At 43.5% G+C, this 18,100-nt stretch carries 20 protein-coding genes; 17 read left to right on the top strand and 3 right to left on the bottom strand.

Annotation, left to right across the window (positions count from 1 at the left end; genetic code table 11):
• Positions 1-46: 46 nt before the first annotated feature.
• The gene (locus ACIFSR_RS32445) at positions 47-1,129 is read right to left on the bottom strand and encodes a branched-chain amino acid aminotransferase (RefSeq protein WP_144376722.1); all 1,083 of its coding nucleotides are present in this window, start codon (positions 1,127-1,129) and stop codon (positions 47-49) included.
• A gap of 119 nt (positions 1,130-1,248) precedes the next feature.
• Here ACIFSR_RS32445 and ACIFSR_RS32440 point away from each other — a divergent pair, with 119 nt between their 5' ends.
• From ACIFSR_RS32440 to ACIFSR_RS32395, 10 genes are all read left to right on the top strand, one after another.
• A complete protein-coding gene (locus tag ACIFSR_RS32440) occupies positions 1,249-2,145 on the top strand; it encodes a LysR family transcriptional regulator (protein WP_339204993.1) in 897 nt (298 codons plus the stop codon).
• Between the two features lie 18 nt (positions 2,146-2,163).
• Complete coding sequence (locus ACIFSR_RS32435; protein ID WP_339204992.1) at positions 2,164-3,522, top strand: UDPGP type 1 family protein; 1,359 nt, start codon at positions 2,164-2,166, stop codon at positions 3,520-3,522.
• Between the two features lie 371 nt (positions 3,523-3,893).
• Positions 3,894-5,225 (top strand): serine hydrolase domain-containing protein, encoded by a 1,332-nt coding sequence (locus ACIFSR_RS32430; protein ID WP_430063301.1) that lies wholly within the window; start codon positions 3,894-3,896, stop codon positions 5,223-5,225.
• Complete coding sequence (locus ACIFSR_RS32425; protein WP_430063299.1) at positions 5,222-5,884, top strand: HAD family hydrolase; 663 nt, start codon at positions 5,222-5,224, stop codon at positions 5,882-5,884. Before ACIFSR_RS32430 ends, ACIFSR_RS32425 begins: the two co-directional genes overlap by 4 nt.
• A 15-nt stretch (positions 5,885-5,899) precedes the next feature.
• A complete protein-coding gene (locus tag ACIFSR_RS32420) occupies positions 5,900-6,289 on the top strand; it encodes an NUDIX domain-containing protein (RefSeq protein WP_430063297.1) in 390 nt (129 codons plus the stop codon).
• A 220-nt stretch (positions 6,290-6,509) separates the two neighbouring features.
• Positions 6,510-7,040: an orotate phosphoribosyltransferase gene (pyrE, locus tag ACIFSR_RS32415; RefSeq protein ID WP_430063295.1), complete on the top strand. Its 531-nt coding sequence runs from the start codon at positions 6,510-6,512 to the stop codon at positions 7,038-7,040.
• 168 nt (positions 7,041-7,208) lie between these two features.
• Positions 7,209-7,961, top strand: a complete 753-nt coding sequence (locus ACIFSR_RS32410) for a methylenetetrahydrofolate reductase (RefSeq protein WP_430063293.1) — start codon at positions 7,209-7,211, stop codon at positions 7,959-7,961.
• Between the two features lie 201 nt (positions 7,962-8,162).
• On the top strand, positions 8,163-9,395 hold the full coding sequence (locus ACIFSR_RS32405) for an ArnT family glycosyltransferase (RefSeq protein ID WP_430063291.1): 1,233 nt from the start codon (positions 8,163-8,165) through the stop codon (positions 9,393-9,395).
• A gap of 123 nt (positions 9,396-9,518) precedes the next feature.
• On the top strand, positions 9,519-10,184 hold the full coding sequence (rnhA, locus tag ACIFSR_RS32400; RefSeq protein ID WP_430063289.1) for a ribonuclease H: 666 nt from the start codon (positions 9,519-9,521) through the stop codon (positions 10,182-10,184).
• Positions 10,185-10,200: 16 nt separating this feature from the next.
• Positions 10,201-10,500, top strand: a complete 300-nt coding sequence (locus tag ACIFSR_RS32395; protein WP_339204984.1) for a hypothetical protein — start codon at positions 10,201-10,203, stop codon at positions 10,498-10,500.
• A 12-nt stretch (positions 10,501-10,512) separates the two neighbouring features.
• On the opposite strand, the gene ACIFSR_RS32390 is transcribed toward ACIFSR_RS32395, so the two are convergent.
• On the bottom strand, positions 10,513-11,379 hold the full coding sequence (locus ACIFSR_RS32390; RefSeq protein ID WP_430063287.1) for an AraC family transcriptional regulator: 867 nt from the start codon (positions 11,377-11,379) through the stop codon (positions 10,513-10,515).
• A 143-nt stretch (positions 11,380-11,522) separates the two neighbouring features.
• On the opposite strand from ACIFSR_RS32390, the gene ACIFSR_RS32385 reads away from it, so the two are divergent.
• The 4 genes from ACIFSR_RS32385 to ACIFSR_RS32370 all read left to right on the top strand — a co-directional run bounded on the left by ACIFSR_RS32385 (position 11,523) and on the right by ACIFSR_RS32370 (position 15,128).
• On the top strand, positions 11,523-12,581 hold the full coding sequence (locus ACIFSR_RS32385; protein WP_339204983.1) for a Gfo/Idh/MocA family protein: 1,059 nt from the start codon (positions 11,523-11,525) through the stop codon (positions 12,579-12,581).
• Positions 12,578-13,435: a sugar phosphate isomerase/epimerase family protein gene (locus tag ACIFSR_RS32380; RefSeq protein ID WP_339204982.1), complete on the top strand. Its 858-nt coding sequence runs from the start codon at positions 12,578-12,580 to the stop codon at positions 13,433-13,435. The genes ACIFSR_RS32385 and ACIFSR_RS32380 overlap by 4 nt, the downstream gene beginning before the upstream one ends.
• Positions 13,436-13,454: 19 nt before the next feature.
• Entirely contained in the window at positions 13,455-14,348 is an 894-nt protein-coding gene (locus ACIFSR_RS32375) for a sugar phosphate isomerase/epimerase family protein (protein ID WP_339204981.1), read from the top strand.
• Positions 14,349-14,672: 324 nt separating this feature from the next.
• Positions 14,673-15,128, top strand: coding sequence for a GNAT family N-acetyltransferase (locus tag ACIFSR_RS32370; protein WP_339204980.1), 456 nt, complete (start codon positions 14,673-14,675; stop codon positions 15,126-15,128).
• Between the two features lie 9 nt (positions 15,129-15,137).
• Here the strand turns inward: ACIFSR_RS32370 and ACIFSR_RS32365 are convergent, their stop codons facing one another.
• Positions 15,138-15,323, bottom strand: a complete 186-nt coding sequence (locus tag ACIFSR_RS32365; RefSeq protein ID WP_339204979.1) for an anthrone oxygenase family protein — start codon at positions 15,321-15,323, stop codon at positions 15,138-15,140.
• A 540-nt stretch (positions 15,324-15,863) separates the two neighbouring features.
• On the opposite strand from ACIFSR_RS32365, the gene ACIFSR_RS32360 reads away from it, so the two are divergent.
• The 3 genes from ACIFSR_RS32360 to ACIFSR_RS32350 all read left to right on the top strand — a co-directional run bounded on the left by ACIFSR_RS32360 (position 15,864) and on the right by ACIFSR_RS32350 (position 18,030).
• Positions 15,864-16,436, top strand: a complete 573-nt coding sequence (locus ACIFSR_RS32360; RefSeq protein ID WP_339204978.1) for a GNAT family N-acetyltransferase — start codon at positions 15,864-15,866, stop codon at positions 16,434-16,436.
• 255 nt (positions 16,437-16,691) lie between these two features.
• The gene (locus ACIFSR_RS32355; protein ID WP_430063283.1) at positions 16,692-17,624 is read left to right on the top strand and encodes a manganese-dependent inorganic pyrophosphatase; all 933 of its coding nucleotides are present in this window, start codon (positions 16,692-16,694) and stop codon (positions 17,622-17,624) included.
• 109 nt (positions 17,625-17,733) lie between these two features.
• Positions 17,734-18,030, top strand: a complete 297-nt coding sequence (locus ACIFSR_RS32350; RefSeq protein WP_339204976.1) for a DUF6509 family protein — start codon at positions 17,734-17,736, stop codon at positions 18,028-18,030.
• Positions 18,031-18,100 lie beyond the last annotated feature (70 nt).

The raw sequence follows: 18,100 nt of genomic DNA, 5'->3' as shown, positions 1-18,100 counted from the left end.
ACTATTTGGGGAGCATATCAATTCGGCAGCCTTTTATTAAAATAAGCTAGACGTTAACAGGAGTAGCCTCTACCATCCAGTCAAATGGATCTGCAATTTTGCCCATTTGAATGCCCGTTAGCGTATCGTAAAGCTTCTTGGAGATTTCGCCAGTCTGGCCTCCATTGATGACGAGAACATCATCTTGCCAGTTCAGTTCTCCAATAGGAGAAATAACAGCAGCCGTACCAGTTCCGAAAGCTTCCTCTAATGCGCCGCTGCGGCCAGCCTCATACAGCTCTTCGATCGTAATCGGACGCTCGACAACTTCAATATTCCAATGACGGAGCATATGAATGATGGAATTGCGAGTCACCCCATCGAGAATACTGCCGTTTAGTGCAGGTGTATGAACAACGCCGTTAATTTTGAAGAAGACGTTCATACTTCCGACTTCTTCGATATATTTGCGATGTACGCCATCGAGCCATAGCACCTGAGAATAACCTTTCTCTTTAGCAAGCTCCTGTGCTTTCAGACCAGCAGCGTAGTTGCCGGCAGTCTTCGCTTCGCCCACGCCCCCCTTTACGGAACGAACGTACTCGGATTCGACGAAGATTTTTACCGGGTTCACGCCTTCTGTGTAGTAAGCGCCTACCGGCGACATAATGATGATGAATTTATACTCTGTAGACGGTGCTACACCAAGCTGAGGTTGAGTCGCTATGACGAAAGGACGAATATAAAGCGATGTGCTAGGTGCTGTTGGAATCCAGTCCTTATCAACTGAAATAAGCTGCTTTAAAGCTTCAATCGTTGAATCAATATCGAGCTCAGGCACGCTGAGTCGCTCGTTAGAGCGATTCATTCGTTGTATGTTTTTTTGAGGTCTGAACAGCAATACGCGACCATCGTCGGTTTTATACGCTTTCAAGCCTTCAAAGATCGTTTGTCCATAATGAAACACTTTAGCTGCAGGGTCTAATACGATCGGTTGGTAAGGCAGAATACGCGGCTTGTGCCACCCGTTGTCCGTCGAATAATCCATAATAAACATATGGTCCGTAAAATGATTGCCGAACCCAAGCTGGTCCACTTCTGGTTGTTGTTTCTTGTTTTTGGTTAACTCGATTTCCAATGATTGTAGCAAATGGCCCATCTCCCTTTATTGATCGTTAATTGAATGCTATCACTTCATGCGATATATTTAAAATATCTATTTTATTGAATGTCCATACCTTTAGGGTATGAACGGACGGAGTGATCGAATTGGACATGCGGCAGCTTAAATACTTCTTAACTATAGCACAAGAGGGACAGGTTACGCGCGCTGCAAAGCTGCTTAATATGGAACAGCCGCCTCTTAGCAGGCAATTGAAGCAAATGGAAGAGGAGCTTGGCGTCAAGCTGTTTGAACGAAACGGCAAAGGGTTGATTTTGACCGATTCAGGTGAGCTGCTCAAGCAGAAGGCAGAGTCGCTGCTCTTGCAATTTGATGAATCCCTCAGAGAAGTAAAGGGGATGGAGGAGGGGGTTCGCGGCGTCCTGTCGATCGGGTCTGTTGTTTCCTGCATTTCCTTATTGCCCAAAAATATTGAGCTGTTCAGAGAAAAATATCCTCAAGTTACGTTTAAAATATCGGAGGGCGATCACTTCTATCTTGGTGAACAGCTGGAGAAGCGAGCCATAGATTTAGTTATCGCTCGGCTGCCGTTTGAGGCACAGAAACATCCGCAGCAATACTCCATTATGCCGCTGCCATCAGATCCGTTTGTAGCCGTTATTCCAAGCTCATGGACGGAATATGCAGGAAAAGAAGCATTGTGCATGAAGGAGCTTGCCCAGTTTCCGTTCCTCACCTTGAAGACGGATCGAACGACTCGCATGCATGAGCAGGTCGTGAACGAGTGCAAACGGCACGGCTTCGTTCCTAATATTATATGCGAATGCTCTAGTGTCGCCATTATTATGTCCCTTATCGCTTGCGGCATTGGGGCGACCGTATTTCCGAAATCGGTTATGTCTTCTTTTCCAAGCACCGTCGTCAAAATGCTCAACATTGAGGATGCAGACTTTCAGTCTGGTGTCGGCATTCTATGGCTGAAGGATCATTATTTGTCCAAGCGCGCGCAGCAATTTATTGAAAGCTTTCGTACTGAAATGTAATAAAGGAGGAGACAACACTTGGATCAGCTACCTATAAGATTAGCGGAAGCCAAGCTTCGTATGTATGAGCAGCAGCATGTTCTGGAGATGCTTGCAAACCTACCGGAGCAGGAGAAAAACAAGCTGGCTGCGCAAATTTTAGAAATTGATTTTGAGCGGATAGCCAAGACTTTAGCCGGCCGCAGCGATACTAAGAAGCTGAACAACGATACGATATCTTCGATACCTTTTGAAGACTGGGAAGACTTTGAACAGGGAGAAAAAGCGGCATATACAGAAAAGGGATGGGAGCTGCTGCGAGCTGGGAAAGCTGGAGTTATCGTTGTTGCTGGCGGTCAGGGCAGCAGGCTTGGCCATGATGGGCCTAAGGGTACGCTGGATATTGGACTTCCATCCCATAAATCTTTATTTCAGCTTCAAGCAGAGCGGCTGCTGTATTTATCGAGAAAAGCCGGCAAGTCTATCCCATGGTATATCATGACAAGCCCCGATAATCATGAAGCAACGAAGGCATTTTTTCATTCCTTACATTACTTTGGTTATCCAGCGGAGGACTGTTTTTTCTTCCAGCAAAATACGATGCCTGCGCTCGGTCATGACGGTAAGCTGCTTTTATCGGAGGACGGAACACTTATGCTGGCCCCTAGCGGCAATGGAGAATGTTTCGCGTCGTTAAAACGCACAGGAGCAATTGCTGATATGAAGCAAAGAGGCTTAGAGTGGTTGTTTTATTATAATGTAGACAATGCGCTCATAAAGGTCGCAGACCCTGCTTTTATTGGACTAGCTGCGTCACGCAATCAGATGGTTGCAACAAAGGTTATCGAAAAAACGGATGTTGACGAGAAAATCGGGATTTTATGTTTGAAAAATGATCGTCCGGCTGTGCTCGAGTATAACGAAATTCCGTCATCCATCAAGGATAAAAGAACGAATGACGGACGATCGTTCTATAGCTTAGGGCATATTTCTATCCATTTATTTAAGCTGAACTTCATTGAAGAGCATGCAGATACGGATATCCCTTTCCATATTGCCTCCAAAAAGATGAAATACATGGACGCCGAAGGAAGCATCATCACACCTACGGAGCCAAATGCCTATAAGCTCGAACGCTTTATTTTCGATTTTTTTCCATTGGCCGATGAAGTTACTGTTGTGCGGGGGACTCGTGAGGAGGAATTCGCTCCGGTCAAAAATAAATCGGGTGAAGACAGTCCGCTTAGTGCACGCAAGCTCGTTCAGTCGCTTCATCGAAGCTGGCTGCGCGCCGCCGGTGTTTCTGAAGAGCAGCTGCAAGGTCGTGATATTGAAATTTCACCATTAACTTCGTATAACGGTGAAGGCTTGAAAGCGGAAGATTGGGGCTTTGACTGATCGCTAACGAACTCCAGAGTCGCTATATGATCAAATTAGACTCTTTTTGGTATGTAACGAATCCCACTGGCGCTATTTAACGTTGTAGCTCCATACATTGAAGTTATTTTGCAGAATAACGTTACTGGAGTTCGTTGGAGTTCAAAAAACGATAATTGGAGTGAAATAACGTCTCCTGAGTTCATTACATGTATTAAAATCATTCGAGCGCCAACACAGTCTAAATATAGGGCTGCGTTACTTATTTTATAAAAAGATATCAACAAGGAAAATGTTTACATTACGAACGTGTGTACGGTATTATTGAGGTGGCTGATTATTCATGTTAATTAGCTAATAGAATAGACTTCTTTCTAAAGGGAGATGATCTGATGAATACAGAACACGTAACATCTACCGATCAATTGCAACAAAAACTAGACAATCATTGCAATTGTCTAGCTAAGCTAGGTTATCTTAACGGTTGTGTATTGGTTGCATTCGAGGGACGAATTATCTTAAATAAGGGCTATGGGATGGCAAGCTTTGAGCTTGATGTTCCGAATGACCCGCAGACGAAATTCCGTATCGGCTCGATTACAAAGCAATTTACGGCAGCAGCAATCGTTATGATGCATGAACTGAAGCTTTTGAACGTAGAAGATCCGATCTCCGAGTACCTCCCCAGCTACCCAAATGGCGATAAAATTACGATTCATCACTTGCTAACACATACATCAGGAATTCCGAACTACACAGGCCTAGAGGATTTTGTATCAAAGATGAGACTTGTTTCTTCTACAGACGACCTCATTTCCAGATTTGCAGACAAACCCTTGTTGTTTGAACCGGGGGAGAAGTTTGATTACAGCAATTCAGGTTATGTGCTTCTTACAGCAATTATCGAGAAAATATCCGGACGCACTTACGAGGACTATATCTACCATGCCATATTGAAGCCGCTCGGAATGATAAATACCGGTTATGATCATGCTAAGAAAATATTGAAAAACCGTGCATCTGGCTACGAGGTTTGGGGTGAAGTAGTGAATGCAGAGTTTCTGGAAATGACTATTCCATCCGGCGCTGGAGGCATGTATTCGACCGTTGAGGACCTTTATATTTGGGGACTGGCGTTGCATTCACAGAGGCAGATCAGCGAGAAGGCTTATGCGAGCATGACGACACCTTTCAAAGATACATATGGTTACGGATTATTTATATATGAGGAAGAAATTATGGGCAGCCTCAGGAAAGTTATCGGCCATGGCGGAGGCATTAATGGTTTCTTAACCGAAATGAGGCATTATAAAAAAGAAGATGTAACGGTAATCGTTTTATCTAATCTAGTTACGACACAGGTAGGACCGATTAGTCAGCAGCTGGCGCGGCTTGTTTTGGGCGAGGAAGTGCAGCTTCCGATATCGCATACGCCGATCAAGCTGGAAATCAATCAGTATAACAATCTCGTTGGCAGCTACGATGTGGAAGGGGAGCCAGCCTCGCCATTAATCATTTCGCAAGAGCAAGAGAAGTTTTATCTCACCCAAAATACGTGGTTTAAATTTGAGCTCTGTCCGTATTCCGCAGTAGAGGGAGAACTGCTGTTTTTCTTGAATGGAATGGACGGAAAGATAACTTTTACTGTAAACGGATCTGTACCAGAATTAACGGTTCAGCTGTTTGGCGGCGTCAAAAAAGCAGTGAAGAGTGTTAAGTCATGATACAAGCCGTTATTTTTGATTTAGACGGTACGCTGCTGGATCGTGATCGTTCCTTATTGAAGTTCGTAGAGGAGCAATTCGAGAGATTGATTAGACCGAACGGCGAGGTGGATAAAGAGAGTTATATTAAAAGGTTCATCGCATTAGACAGTCGTGGCTATGTTTGGAAGGACAAAGTATACCAGGAGCTCATACGAGAGTTTGGGCTTAGGCTGGATTGGAATGAGTTGCTAGAAGACTATAAAATAGGTTTCTCAAATCATGCGGTTTCATTTCCTAATATGATAGAACTGCTCGATAGCCTTAAGGAAAAAGGCTATAAGCTGGCGATGATTACGAACGGATTCGGCGACTTTCAAGCGAGCAATATTCAGGCCCTCCAAATCGCTCATTATTTTGATGAAATTCTTATTTCGGAGCGGGAGGGCCTCCGAAAGCCTGATCCCGCTATATTCCTGCGAGCTGCGGAAAAACTGAATGTGGCAATAGAGGCATGTGTTTATGTTGGAGACCATCCAGTCAATGACATCACTGCGAGCAAAGCGACAGGCATGAGGGGAATATGGAAGGAAGACAACTATTATACGGAGTCATTTGAGTATGACGCGAAGGTGACGGACTTAATAGAAATTAGACATCTAGTTGAACAATGGAAATAACGGAGGAAAGCTAAAATGGAGCTAAGACCGAGGGTTTGTGCGGCAATTATTCGTGATGAGAAAATTTTGATGGTCTTTCAAGATCATCCCCTCGAGAATCGGAGCTTCTGGACATTGCCCGGCGGTGGCGTAGAAACTGGGGAAACGAATGAGGAAGCGGTTATTCGTGAGGTTAAGGAAGAAGTCTGTCTAAATGGCAAAGCTGAAAGACTACTATTTGAAGCGGAATATTCATTAGGGCCGGATTATTGCTACCTTGTTACCGTTGATGCGAAGGAAGAGGCGCATCTTGGAGTAGACCCTGAGCTCTCTGCTGATGAGCAGGTATTGAAAGGAATCGCATGGTTTACATTAGAGGAAAAGAAAAACGATCTACAGGTGTCTAGAGTCATTGCTTGTCTATAGCTCTTTTCGCCATCTATGAAAAATTAGTTGTAAAATGGTAAATTCACCTTTACAATAATAGGAATAACTGGAAGGGGTGGAGGTATGGAGATGATGATAGAGGCGCTTCGGGAAAGACCTCGATTATCATTTTTATATTTCCATTCTTATGTGAAACACTAAAGCGATTGCTGCTTTAGTGTTTTTTTTATACTTAAAAACGCGAAGGAGTGTTTTAAAAATGATGAGAGAACAATTGGCGAAAGCAATCTATGAAGCAGCCTATTTAGAGGGACAGTTTAAGCTGCGTTCAGGTCAAGTTTCGAACCACTATTTTGATAAATACTTATTTGAGTCCAATCCTAAGCTTTTGGCAGAAATTGCAGAGAAACTGGCACCGTTAGTACCCAGCGATACCGAAGTATTGGCGGGGCTCGAGATGGGCGGAATTCCGATTGCAACAGCTCTTTCACTGAAAACAGGCATACCTGCTGCATTTGTAAGAAAAGAAGCAAAGAAATATGGTACCTGTAAGCTTGCTGAAGGAGTAGATATAGAAGGGAAAAAGGTCTGTATTATTGAAGATGTGGTTACAACAGGAGGACAGATTCTTATCAGTACCGATGATCTAAGGGAATATGGGGCTGAGATCAAGTCCGTTATGTCGGTTATTGAACGAGAGCCGCTGGGCAGGAGGAATCTCGAAGAGGCGGGATTAACCTACATTTCTTTATTCCATATCGATGAGCTATTGCAAGCTTCGACTAAGTAATATTTCGTAATACCTGAGCAATTACTACTCTTTATAAGAGAAAATGATAGCAAGCTGCTATTAAATTGATTGGCAATTTGAATTAAAATTCGTTAATATGTATTAATATGCAATATTCTTGACGAGCATGGATTCTATTCATTCTATATAGAGTAAGGGGCTTATGAGGTGAGAATTTCATTAGAGCTGGTTCCAAGAGACGAGGCCCAGCTGAAGGCGGAGCTGGATTTAATTAAAACACAGTTTCCTGCTATCAATACAATTAATATTCCTGATTTGACGAGGTTCGAGCTGCGCAGCTGGGAGGCATCCTGCCTATGCAAATCTATATATGAGTCCAGCATTCCCCATATCCGGGCAATGGACTTCGACTGTGTAGAACCGCTGCAATTCATAGAGCGCTTAGACAAACATAACATTACTGAGGTGCTCGTCGTAACCGGCGATGTTCCAAAAAATAGTGAGAAGGTTGTTTATCCGACGACTTGTTTAGACTTGATCGCCAAGATCAAGAAGGATTACCCCCATATTAAGGTGTATTCAGCAATAGATCCTTATCGCGGCAGCATGGACGAGGAATATGAGTATGTACAAAAAAAGCTTGAAGCGGGAGCAGACGGTTTCTTCACGCAGCCATTTTTTGATCTGAGCTTGATGGAGCAGTATTCAGATATGGTGAAGGGCTCCGAAATTTTCTGGGGCGTATCGCCGGTCGTATCGGACAAATCACAAAAATATTGGGAAACAAGAAATCATGTTGTATTCCCTGCTGATTTTCAACCGACGCTTGAGTGGAATATCGATTTTGCGAGGAAAGCATTAGCGTTTACGAAGAAGACGAACAGCCATATTTATTTTATGCCGATAAAAGTAGATTTGCAGGCTTATTTTGATGGGATCTTCAGTAAAGTACTCGTATAAAGTAAAATGCGAATGGAAAATAAATGACGGCTGTCTCCAAAGGCAACATGCCAAGAGGAGCAGTCTTTTTTTGTGTTTTTATGAAAAAAACTTCATTGGCTGCAAGATTAGAATAATGCTACAATCGTTCAAGTGTGGTCATTTGGAAATGTGAGGAAGTTAAGATCTCGTACAATATGTTAAAAAAGGGTTGAACACGATATGGCTATCAGAACCAAAACGGTCATTTTCACCATATTGCTTGTGCTAGGCTTGCTGCTTCGCTGCTATTATACAGATTGGGATAAAAAGCTGACGGGTGACGAGGTTGGCTATAATAAAATGGTGCTGCAGCTACTTCACGAGGGCGTTTACGGATATGCGCCATATGCTTATTCAGAAAAACCTAATGCGTTTACAACGCCAGGTTATCCTCTTTTTTTGGCTGGCTGTTATGCCGTATTTGGATATGCGGGAGATCGTTCCCCAGTCGTACAAATTCAGGCGCTGCAAATATTGATACAACTTATATGTGCAATTATCATGTATGGGATTGCGAGACGGATGTTTGCGCATACAGGCATTAGCCTGTTGATGATGGCTTGTTATTTATTGCATCCCACGTTTATTTTATCGCCAATGTATCTTTTAACAGAAACGTTATACGGTTTATTTTTTCTAATATTTATTTATCTTTTAGTGAGGTGTGCACAGGAGACAAAGCTTAGATGGTTTCTATTACTAGGTGTCGTCTTCGGCATTTGTGTACTGATCCGGCCAACGATCGTTCCCTTTATAGTTGTTTTGCTAGCTGGTGTAGCGGTATACGGCAGAAAATATGGAATGGCAGCGGTGCTAAAAGCGATTTCCGTGATTACGATCGGATTTGCTGCAACGATGCTGCCCTGGTGGATTCGCAATTGGATGACCTTAGATAAGGTGCTGTTGCTCGCGGAGCAGACGGGAAATCCGTTGTTATGGGGTTCTTATCCTTTTGAACGGAGTCCCCATGTTGACGTTAAACAAGATCCCGCGGAAATGGGGAGAATAGCTTATGAGCGAATCATCAATGGTTTCCGCAATGAGTTTTTCACCTACCTGAGCTGGTACAGCTGGGGCAAGCTGCTAATTTATATTAGTGAGATTTTTCCGGGTTTAGGATATATAACAGTAAATAAGCTATTGTCCAAGCTGATAACCATTTTGCATATGATCGTTATGGTCATTGGTTTGGGTGGACTCGTAAAGATCATTATCCATGAAAGAAGAAATGCGATGTATATGATGATTGCATTGCTCGCCGTGTTTAGCATACTGCTGTATCTTCCCTTCTCGCCTACGCCAAGATATTTTTATCCCACGATTCCGCTTTGTTTCTTGGGACTAGGATATTTGCTTTCATGCACCATAACGTCTAAGGGCAGACCAAATAAAAACGAAGGTTATCGAGCATAGTTGCTTTAAGGCATGGACGTTTTATAATAGATAGAACTAAATGTAATATCGCGTTTTATTCGAATATAAGCAGCTGGAATGAAAGTATGAATAAGGACTTTAACAAAGGTGGTATTTTGGTAAATGGCAAAAGGAAAATATTATGTCGTATGGGTTGGCAAGAAAACAGGGATATTCACTTCATGGCCCGAGTGCCAAGCGCAGGTTAGCGGAGTACAGGATGCGAAGTTTAAATCTTTCGAGACGAAGCAGCTGGCGGAAAAAGCTTTCCAAGACGGCTGGCGCAGTCATTGGGGGACAGGCTCAGGCAAAGCTGCTGCTTCGAGCGCAAAAACAGGGAGCAGCGTAAAGCAGCCTGTACTGATCCAGGAAGATACTGCTTCCATTGATTATGATAGTATTTCTGTTGACGTGGGTACGCGTGGAAATCCCGGTCCTGTCGAGTATAAAGGGGTAGACACGCAGACAGGTGAAATTTTGTTTTACGTCGGACCGGTACCGAACGGCACTAATAATTTAGGCGAGTTTATTGCTATCGTACATGCTCTTTCCTATTTGAAGGAGAAAGGCAGCACAAGGACGGTTTACAGTGATTCAAGAACAGCGCTAAGCTGGCTTCGCAACAAAAAAGTAGCCTCGACCTTAAAAAGGGATGCTTCGACTTCGAAAATTTGGGAGCTTACAGATCAAGCTGTGAAGTGGCTTCAAACCCATACCTACACGAATAAGGTATTGAAATGGAATACCGAGGAGTGGGGCGAAATCAAAGCGGATTTTGGCCGCAAATGAGGAGCGGTGGGGCATATTGGAAGATAAATATCCAGACCATTATTTTGAACACTTTATAGTGGGTATAACAATGACAGGTGTTGCGTGCAACACGGAAGGTTTCTATGAATTAGCAAGAATCTATATAAGCATTGAAGGAATAGAGACCTTCGGCCATTTAATAAAAGAAATCGAAGCAATTGAGAAGGCAGGCGATTGGAACTATTTCTTTGAAAATGTCTCTATTGCCTATGACCTTACTGAAATGAATGAAGACAAGCTGAAGGAGCTGGCCCGAGCGGCCACTCTGTTTTACCACAAAAATTTAAATGTTTAACATTAAACAACATTAGTTTCCCCGAAGCGAGGACGGGGAAACTTTTTTGTGTTTTTTGAACGTACGGCTAAAGTAATAAATGTCATTGAAGCCTGTCGCTGTTGCAACCTCCGACACGGTAAGCGGACTATGACGCAGCAAGTAATCGGCTTTGCCGAGCCGTGTCATCGTTATATATTCTGTAACGGTATGGCCGCTCAGCTCTTTGAACAATCGGCTAAAGTGGTAGCGGCTGAGGTTTGCCATGCTTGCCAGCTGGTCCACCGAAAGCTCATCCTTGTAGCTGTCCTCAATATGCTTGAAGACAGGCGCGAAGCGCTCAATGTTCTTCATACGCTCTGCATATTCGTCTTTGGTGAGCACGGTAGCGACATGACCGCGAAGCAGCAGCGTCAACAGGCGGTAGAGCTCGGATTTTATGGCCAGCTCGTAACCGAACTCGCGCTGCTCGAGCTCATTGATGATGGCATGCATGCAGGACGTTACTTTGCTGTCGTCACCAATATAATTTTGCAGCAGAAGGCGGTTCTGCGTAATGGGCGTTATGAACTTTGTTTCGGCAGCATCCACCGACTGGCTGTGCAGCAAGGAAATGTCGGCGATGAGCGCATAGTAGTACAAATCTGATGATAGACTGATTCCGTAGTGAAGCTCATTGCTGTTCACGACGATGAGATCGCCAGCGGATGCTGTTATCGTAGTAGAACCGCACTCTATCGAGGCTTTGCCCGACACAAAATATAAAAATTCAAGATGTTCATGAAAATGATGCTGGAAAATGACCATTCCCTGCTGGTCGAAGGTGTTGTGATGCAGTTTTATCGGAAAATGAGGGTCTGGCATGTCCATGGGCTCACGCAGTTCTTCGAATTTTTTCAACTTGAAAGACCTCCTCAGTAGGATAGCACAATTGTACAAACAAACCGCACAGCTTTACATGGAGTTGCAGGTTGAAACCATTATAATACGAAAGTGTAGACATGCAAAACCTTACTATTAGAATTCATAAGGAGAGATTAGCAATGAAACCGATACAAATCGCGGTTATTGGAACAGGCTCTATCTCATCATCTCATCTAGATTCCTATAAGAAAAATCCTAATGCGAACATTTACGCGGTTTGCGATTTAAATGAAGAGCGCGTAAAAGCCGCAGCTGAGAAATATGGCGCCGAAAAAATTTATACGGATTATCACGAGCTGCTCGCCGATCCAGTTATTGATGCAGTCAGCATTTGTACGTGGAACAATACGCATGCTGAAATCAGCATTGCGGCTCTTAAAGCTGGCAAGCATGTGCTCGTAGAGAAACCGCTTTGCCGTACGGTTGAAGATGCACTTCTTGTACAAGAGGCTGTAGAGCAATCCGGCAAGCTCCTTCAAGTGGGCTTCGTCCGCAGATACGATACGAGTGCACAATTGATTCGTGCGATGGCTGACAGAGGCGAGTTCGGTGAAATTTATTTTGCCAAAGCATCAACGCTCAGACGTCTTGGAAATCCAGGCGGATGGTTCTCCGACATTGAGCGCTCAGGCGGCGGACCGCTTATTGATATTGGCGTACACGTCATCGATCTTTGCTGGTATTTGATGGGACGTCCGAAGCCGGTATCCGTTAGTGCCAATACGTATCGCAAGCTTGGCAATCGTGCCAATGTAAAAAACCTGAGCTTCTACCAAGCGGCGGATTATGATGCGGAGAAAAACACAGTTGAGGATTTGGCGAATGCACTTATTCGCTTCGAGAATGGCGCATCGCTGCTCGTAGATGTCAGCTTCACGCTGCATGCCAAGTCTAATGAAAATACAGTTAAGCTGTATGGGGAAAAAGGCGGTTTTGAAATCGATCCAGAAACCGTTATTGTAACAGAGCAAAATGACACGATCTTAAACGTATATCCGCAGACGGATCACGCTGGCTTTGATTTTGTTGGCGCTTTCCAAAATGAGATCAACCACTTCGTTGATTGTGTTGCTAACGGAAAACAGCCAATCAGCCCAGTGGCGGATGGCGTGGAAATTATGAAGATATTAGTCGGCATTTATGAATCCGCAGCAAAAGGAGCGGAAGTGCGTCTATGAAATTAGGAATCAGCACATACAGCTTATATAATGCACTGAGAACGGGCGAAATGACGATACAGGATGTTATCGTATATATTGCATCCATTGGAGGAGAGCATGTTGAAATAGTACCGCTTGGCTTTAACCTTACTGAAAATCCGGAACTGATCGAAGTGATTAAGAAGCAAGCGCAGGAAAGCGGTATTGAAATATCGAATTATGCGGTAGGTGCAAACTTCTCCGGTTTAAATGAAGAGCAATTCGAGCTGGAGCTTGACCGCTTGAAGCGTGAAGTGGATATTGCAGCAGCACTTGGCGTGAAGAAGATGCGTCATGATGTGGCATCATCGCAAAACCTATCCATTTCGAACTTCTTGTTGGAGCTGCCAAAGCTAGCGAAGGCTTGCCAAGCTGTTGCGGATTATGCAGCAACGTTTGGAATTACAACAAGTGTAGAAAATCACGGTTATTTTATACAACATAGCGACCGGGTACAGGCACTCATTGAGGTTGTAGATCGTCCAAACTTCAAGACAACGCTTGATGTCGGGAACTTCCTTTGTGTGGATGAGAATCCTCTTGCTGCTGTTAAAAACAATGTCAGCCTGGCTTCTATGGTCCATATTAAAGATTTCTACTATCGTCCATCTACCGAAAATCCGGGTGAAGGCTGGTTTAAATCCAAAGGCGGCAATTGGCTTCGGGGCGCAATCGTCGGACATGGTGACATCGCTATGCCGCAAGTACTGCGTGCAGTGAAAGAAAGCGGCTATGATGATTATATTTCCATCGAGTTTGAAGGCTTGGAAGATTGCCGTCTTGGAACGAGACTTGGCTTTGAATTCGTAAAACGTGTATGGAACGAAATTTAAACGAAGGAGTGACTCGAAGATGACATCACCTATCATTACGAACAAAATCGGCGTTATCGTGGATAGCTTTCAGGTTGGTGTAAAGGAAGGTTTGCTTAAAGCGAAGCAGGTTGGTGCGGATGGCGTGCAAATGTATGCAGTACATGGCGAGCTGGACCCTGCTAACCTGAACACAGCTGCAAGAAAAGAATGGAAGTCTTATATTGATGGGCTGGGCCTTGATATTTCCGCTCTTGTTGGCGATTTGGGCGGCCATGGTTTTCAGGACCCTGCGGAAAACCGTGCGAAAATCGATAAATCCAAACGGATTATGGAGCTTGGCATGGAGCTTGGAACAAACATTATTACGACGCATATCGGTATCGTTCCAAGCGACAAAAACAGCCGTGTTTATGAGACGATGCATGCGGCATGTGAAGAGCTAGCTAGATTCGCGAATGACATGAACGCTTATTTTGCGATTGAGACAGGACCTGAGACGTCTGCGCATTTGAAGTCGTTTCTTGATGGTCTTGGCACCAAAGGCGTAGCTGTTAACTTTGACCCTGCCAACATGGTTATGGTTACAGGAGATGATCCTGTTCAAGGCGTGTACACGCTTAAGGATTATATCGTTCATACGCATGCGAAGGACGGCGTGAAGCTGGGAGACGTTGATCCGCGCGACGTTTATGGCGATTATGGCTACGAGGTTGCACTCGACCATGAAAAAATTGCTGCGATGGCCGAAACAGGCTCCGCGTTCCGCGAAGTGCCGCTTGGTGATGGTACTGTGGACTGGCCGGCATATTTGCGAGCGCTTCAGGAAATTGGCTATACAGGATATCTGACGATCGAGCGTGAGGTTGGTACGAGTCCAGAAGCGGATATTAGCAAAGCCGTTCAGTTTTTGAAAGCTTTTAAAGGACAATAAAACAAGCATGGAGCATCCTCAATCGTTCTCTACAGATGAATTATTGGCTGCAAGCAGTCCAGCTGGAAGGCAAACCGTCTGGCTGCACGGCGGCAAATAAGAGGTTAGTCATCGGTTTGAGATGAATGTGTGATGTAGATTTAAGCGAAAATCTCATGAAACCGCCCAAAAGAAAGCTCTCATGGCTTAGTCCATGAGAGCTTTTTTGACTTTTGCAGTTAGCTTTAAGTTGGCAAGGGTGAAGCGAATTCGGTAAAATAATAGAGGACGGAGTACCATCGATTGATAATCATGTAAACCATTCAAACTAGAGGACGTGCAGAAATGGCAGTGAAAATTGTACAAGTATCACATACCGATACAGATTTACATAGGCTTATTCAGAAGCTGGATGAGGATTTAGCGCAAAGATATACGGCAGAGGAAGTATTTACAGTAGATTTTAATGATCCAGGGATTGAGCAAATTGTATTTGTGGTCGCATACGAGCAAGGGGAACCGGTTGGATGTGGAGCCATAAAACCGCTGGATGAGGAGTATATAGAATTAAAACGATTTTATGTCAGCCCCGAATTTAGAAGGAACGGCATAGCCGCACAGGTTTTGAATGATTTAGAAGCCAGAGCGAAGGATATGAATTATCAATATATTCGTTTGGAAGCAGGGGCTCCTCAGCCAGAAGCGCTTCATTTCTATAAAAAACATCATTATTATGAAATTGATAGATATGGTGAATATGTTGCGTGCGATTCAAGCCTTTGTTTTGAAAAAAAACTTTAAGTACAGCCTTTAGCCCGAATGTCGGAACTCTATAATAAAACAAACCAACGACGCAAGGGTGGAAATGGTTCGCACATGATTCCATGGCGTCCAGCTGGCAACATAACGCGTCCATAATTCGGGGCCTGCAACACTTGGATCTGCTGAGGCAAGCATATCGTTTAAAGGTACGTTAAATACATTAGCTGCCGGCAAGCAAATAGGTTGCAGCGGGAATATATTTCCATTTTGTTGTAAAGCCTATTTTTTTTATGGCTGAGGCAGCCTAAGTATTTCTTTTCAATTCTAGGCTGCCTCAGCATCTTAACTAACAGTTAGATCGATCATACCTGTTACACGAGCAAATCTGCTCGTCGCTCAGTACGCCAGCGAAGAACAAATAGTAGAACTGCGCCTGCGGCAAGAAGTAAATAAGTTAGCGGCTGCACATTATATTCGAAGTCCGGTCAGAAATAGTTTGCCTGCACAGATAGATTCTGTGTATTTTATTGTCTTTGAGCTTTAATTTTGCTACAATTTCTATCAGGTTATATTTGGAAGGGGAATCAACACTATGCCAGTTACTTTGTAATAGTTTAATCCACAATTCTATTTTTACTATTACAAGGAAACAAAGCAAAGTGTGTTATACATCACATCATGCGGCGAATCCTTGTGATTTGCTGCTTTTTTTGTGATTTATGATGCTTCTCAATATTCTGCTTTGTATTCCTTCTATACATTAGGAGGATATCGATGAGTCATTCACAAAATACAGGTAATAGCATTTTAACTATAGCGTGCAAAGATATTATTTTGAGAGAGTATCAGGTCGAGGATTTAGATGCTCTGCATAATCTCACTTGGCAGCCTCATTTTCATGAATTTTTGCTGGATTGGAATGTTTCTAAGGAACAAAGGGCAGACTGGTTCAACCATTATGAAATACCAGAAAACCTGCGTTTTTTAGAAGAGGTATCCAACGATGGTGATATAGGAGAGCTGCGGCTGCGACTGAGTATAATATCCAGAGATACTGGCAAATTTATCGGTGTTTGCGGGACAGGAATATTGGATAAAATATCGCCGCCCAACAGAGAGATTTTTTATGGGATTTCAAATGATCATAGAAATAAGGGTTACACGACTCAAGCTGCAAACGGATTGATTCAGTATTTGTTCGAAAATACGAATGTCGAGGAGCTCGTGGCTATCGCTCAGATACGCAACGTACCATCGAATAAAGTGATCCTAAAATGCGGTTTTGAATTTCAAAACAATATCGTTATTGAAAATAGGGAATACAGTTATTACAAGCTTAAAAAGTGATAGTTGAAAAACGGAAAATGAATGGGCTGCCAGCGGGCAGTCCTTTCGTTTTGTTAAAATTCATCGAACATCAACAGCATTTTATCGTGCAGCCAATACATCATTCACAAATTTTATAATTTAATTCAGTGTAAAGGTATAGGAATAAAGAGCACTTAAAGCTATAATGGTTTTTAGTATAGCATTTACAAAAGGACATGGGCCGTTAATGACTGTTTGGTCCAGCCGAAAAATAACTTTTAAGGAGTACTCGAAATGACTAAAACGCTTATTTTCGGGCACAAAAACCCGGATACCGACACGATTACATCAGCGATCGCATACGCTGAGCTAAAAACAAAGCTAGGTGCTGACGTTGAGGCGATTCGCCTTGGGGACGTTAATGGCGAAACACAATACGCTCTTGATTATTTCGGCATTCCAGCTCCTCGTTTGATCGAGAATGTTGCTGACGAGACTGACACTGTTATTTTGGTCGATCATAACGAGCGTCAACAATCCGCAAACGATATCGACAGCGTACGTGTACTTGAAGTAATCGATCACCACCGTATTGCTAATTTCGAGACAAGCCACCCTGTATATTTCCGCGCTGAGCCTGTAGGCTGCACAGCGACGATTTTGAATAAATTGTACAAAGAGAACGGCGTTGAAATCCGCAAAGAAATTGCTGGCCTTATGCTGTCTGCTATCATTTCTGATTCCTTGCTGTTCAAATCGCCAACTTGCACGGAGCAAGATGTAGCAGCCGCTCGCGAGCTTGCTGAAATCGCTGGCGTTAATGCAGAAAGCTATGGTCTGGACATGCTTAAAGCAGGCGCGGATCTTAGCGACAAAACGATTGCACAGCTGATTTCCCTAGATGCGAAAGAATTCGCAATGGGTAGCTACAAAGTAGAAATCGCGCAAGTAAACGCGGTTGATACAAACGATGTTATTTCTCGCCAAGCGGAGCTGGAAGCAGCACTTAACGATATTATTGCAACAAAAGGTCTTGATCTGTTTGTGCTTGTTGTAACGGACATTTTGAACAATGATTCCGTAGCGCTTGCACTTGGCGCTCAAGCTCACGCGGTTGAGAAAGCTTACAACGTAACGTTGGTAGACAATAAAGCGGTACTCAAAGGCGTTGTTTCCCGCAAATCGCAAATCGTACCTGTTCTTACAGAAACGCTAAGCAGCCTGTAAGAAACAGCGAGGCAGCAGCCGTTTGCCAAAAAAATAGCAGTCTGAAGCTTGGATTTCAAGTTTCAGGCTGCTTTTGTTTTGCTATACTAGAGAAGAAGGAGCGGATGACATGTTTACTGTAACAGAATATAGCGCTGAATTAATGAAGGACCCGTTTGGCATTTTGTCAGGAAAGAGGTATGAGTTCATTCTCGATCTGGATGTAGCGGATGATGATGAGCTTTATCATGACGAGGGCGTGACGCTCCGTGTCATTTATGTGATCGAAGAGGATACAGCCCGCATCGCAAAGTATGAATTTCTAACCACTTCCTCCAATAAGTACATTGATTTTGAGCTGGAAGAGGATGAAGAGAAGATGGTACTGGCGTTTTGTCAGGAGCATTTTGACAAGTCGGAGGAATAAACAGCCTTTTAGCAGTTGAATTATAATACATAATTCAGTATACCATCTGTGCCAATAGAGCTAATTATTA

This window comes from Paenibacillus sp. NRS-1760 (assembly GCF_050467785.1).
Classification (GTDB): Bacteria; Bacillota; Bacilli; order Paenibacillales; family Paenibacillaceae; genus Pristimantibacillus.
Note: the sequence above shows the minus strand (reverse complement) of the source record. Positions and strands in the feature narration are given on the sequence as shown.

What these genes read in the sequence shown, in the direction of transcription:
- ACIFSR_RS32430 (WP_430063301.1), top strand. Translation starts at nt 3,894, where the DNA reads ATGAATACAGAACACGTAACATCTACCGATCAATTGCAACAAAAACTA.
- ACIFSR_RS32425 (WP_430063299.1), top strand. Translation starts at nt 5,222, where the DNA reads ATGATACAAGCCGTTATTTTTGATTTAGACGGTACGCTGCTGGATCGT.
- ACIFSR_RS32420 (WP_430063297.1), top strand. Translation starts at nt 5,900, where the DNA reads ATGGAGCTAAGACCGAGGGTTTGTGCGGCAATTATTCGTGATGAGAAA.
- pyrE (WP_430063295.1), top strand. Translation starts at nt 6,510, where the DNA reads ATGATGAGAGAACAATTGGCGAAAGCAATCTATGAAGCAGCCTATTTA.
- ACIFSR_RS32405 (WP_430063291.1), top strand. Translation starts at nt 8,163, where the DNA reads ATGGCTATCAGAACCAAAACGGTCATTTTCACCATATTGCTTGTGCTA.
- rnhA (WP_430063289.1), top strand. Translation starts at nt 9,519, where the DNA reads ATGGCAAAAGGAAAATATTATGTCGTATGGGTTGGCAAGAAAACAGGG.
- ACIFSR_RS32385 (WP_339204983.1), top strand. Translation starts at nt 11,523, where the DNA reads ATGAAACCGATACAAATCGCGGTTATTGGAACAGGCTCTATCTCATCA.
- ACIFSR_RS32380 (WP_339204982.1), top strand. Translation starts at nt 12,578, where the DNA reads ATGAAATTAGGAATCAGCACATACAGCTTATATAATGCACTGAGAACG.
- ACIFSR_RS32375 (WP_339204981.1), top strand. Translation starts at nt 13,455, where the DNA reads ATGACATCACCTATCATTACGAACAAAATCGGCGTTATCGTGGATAGC.
- ACIFSR_RS32370 (WP_339204980.1), top strand. Translation starts at nt 14,673, where the DNA reads ATGGCAGTGAAAATTGTACAAGTATCACATACCGATACAGATTTACAT.
- ACIFSR_RS32360 (WP_339204978.1), top strand. Translation starts at nt 15,864, where the DNA reads ATGAGTCATTCACAAAATACAGGTAATAGCATTTTAACTATAGCGTGC.
- ACIFSR_RS32355 (WP_430063283.1), top strand. Translation starts at nt 16,692, where the DNA reads ATGACTAAAACGCTTATTTTCGGGCACAAAAACCCGGATACCGACACG.
- ACIFSR_RS32350 (WP_339204976.1), top strand. Translation starts at nt 17,734, where the DNA reads ATGTTTACTGTAACAGAATATAGCGCTGAATTAATGAAGGACCCGTTT.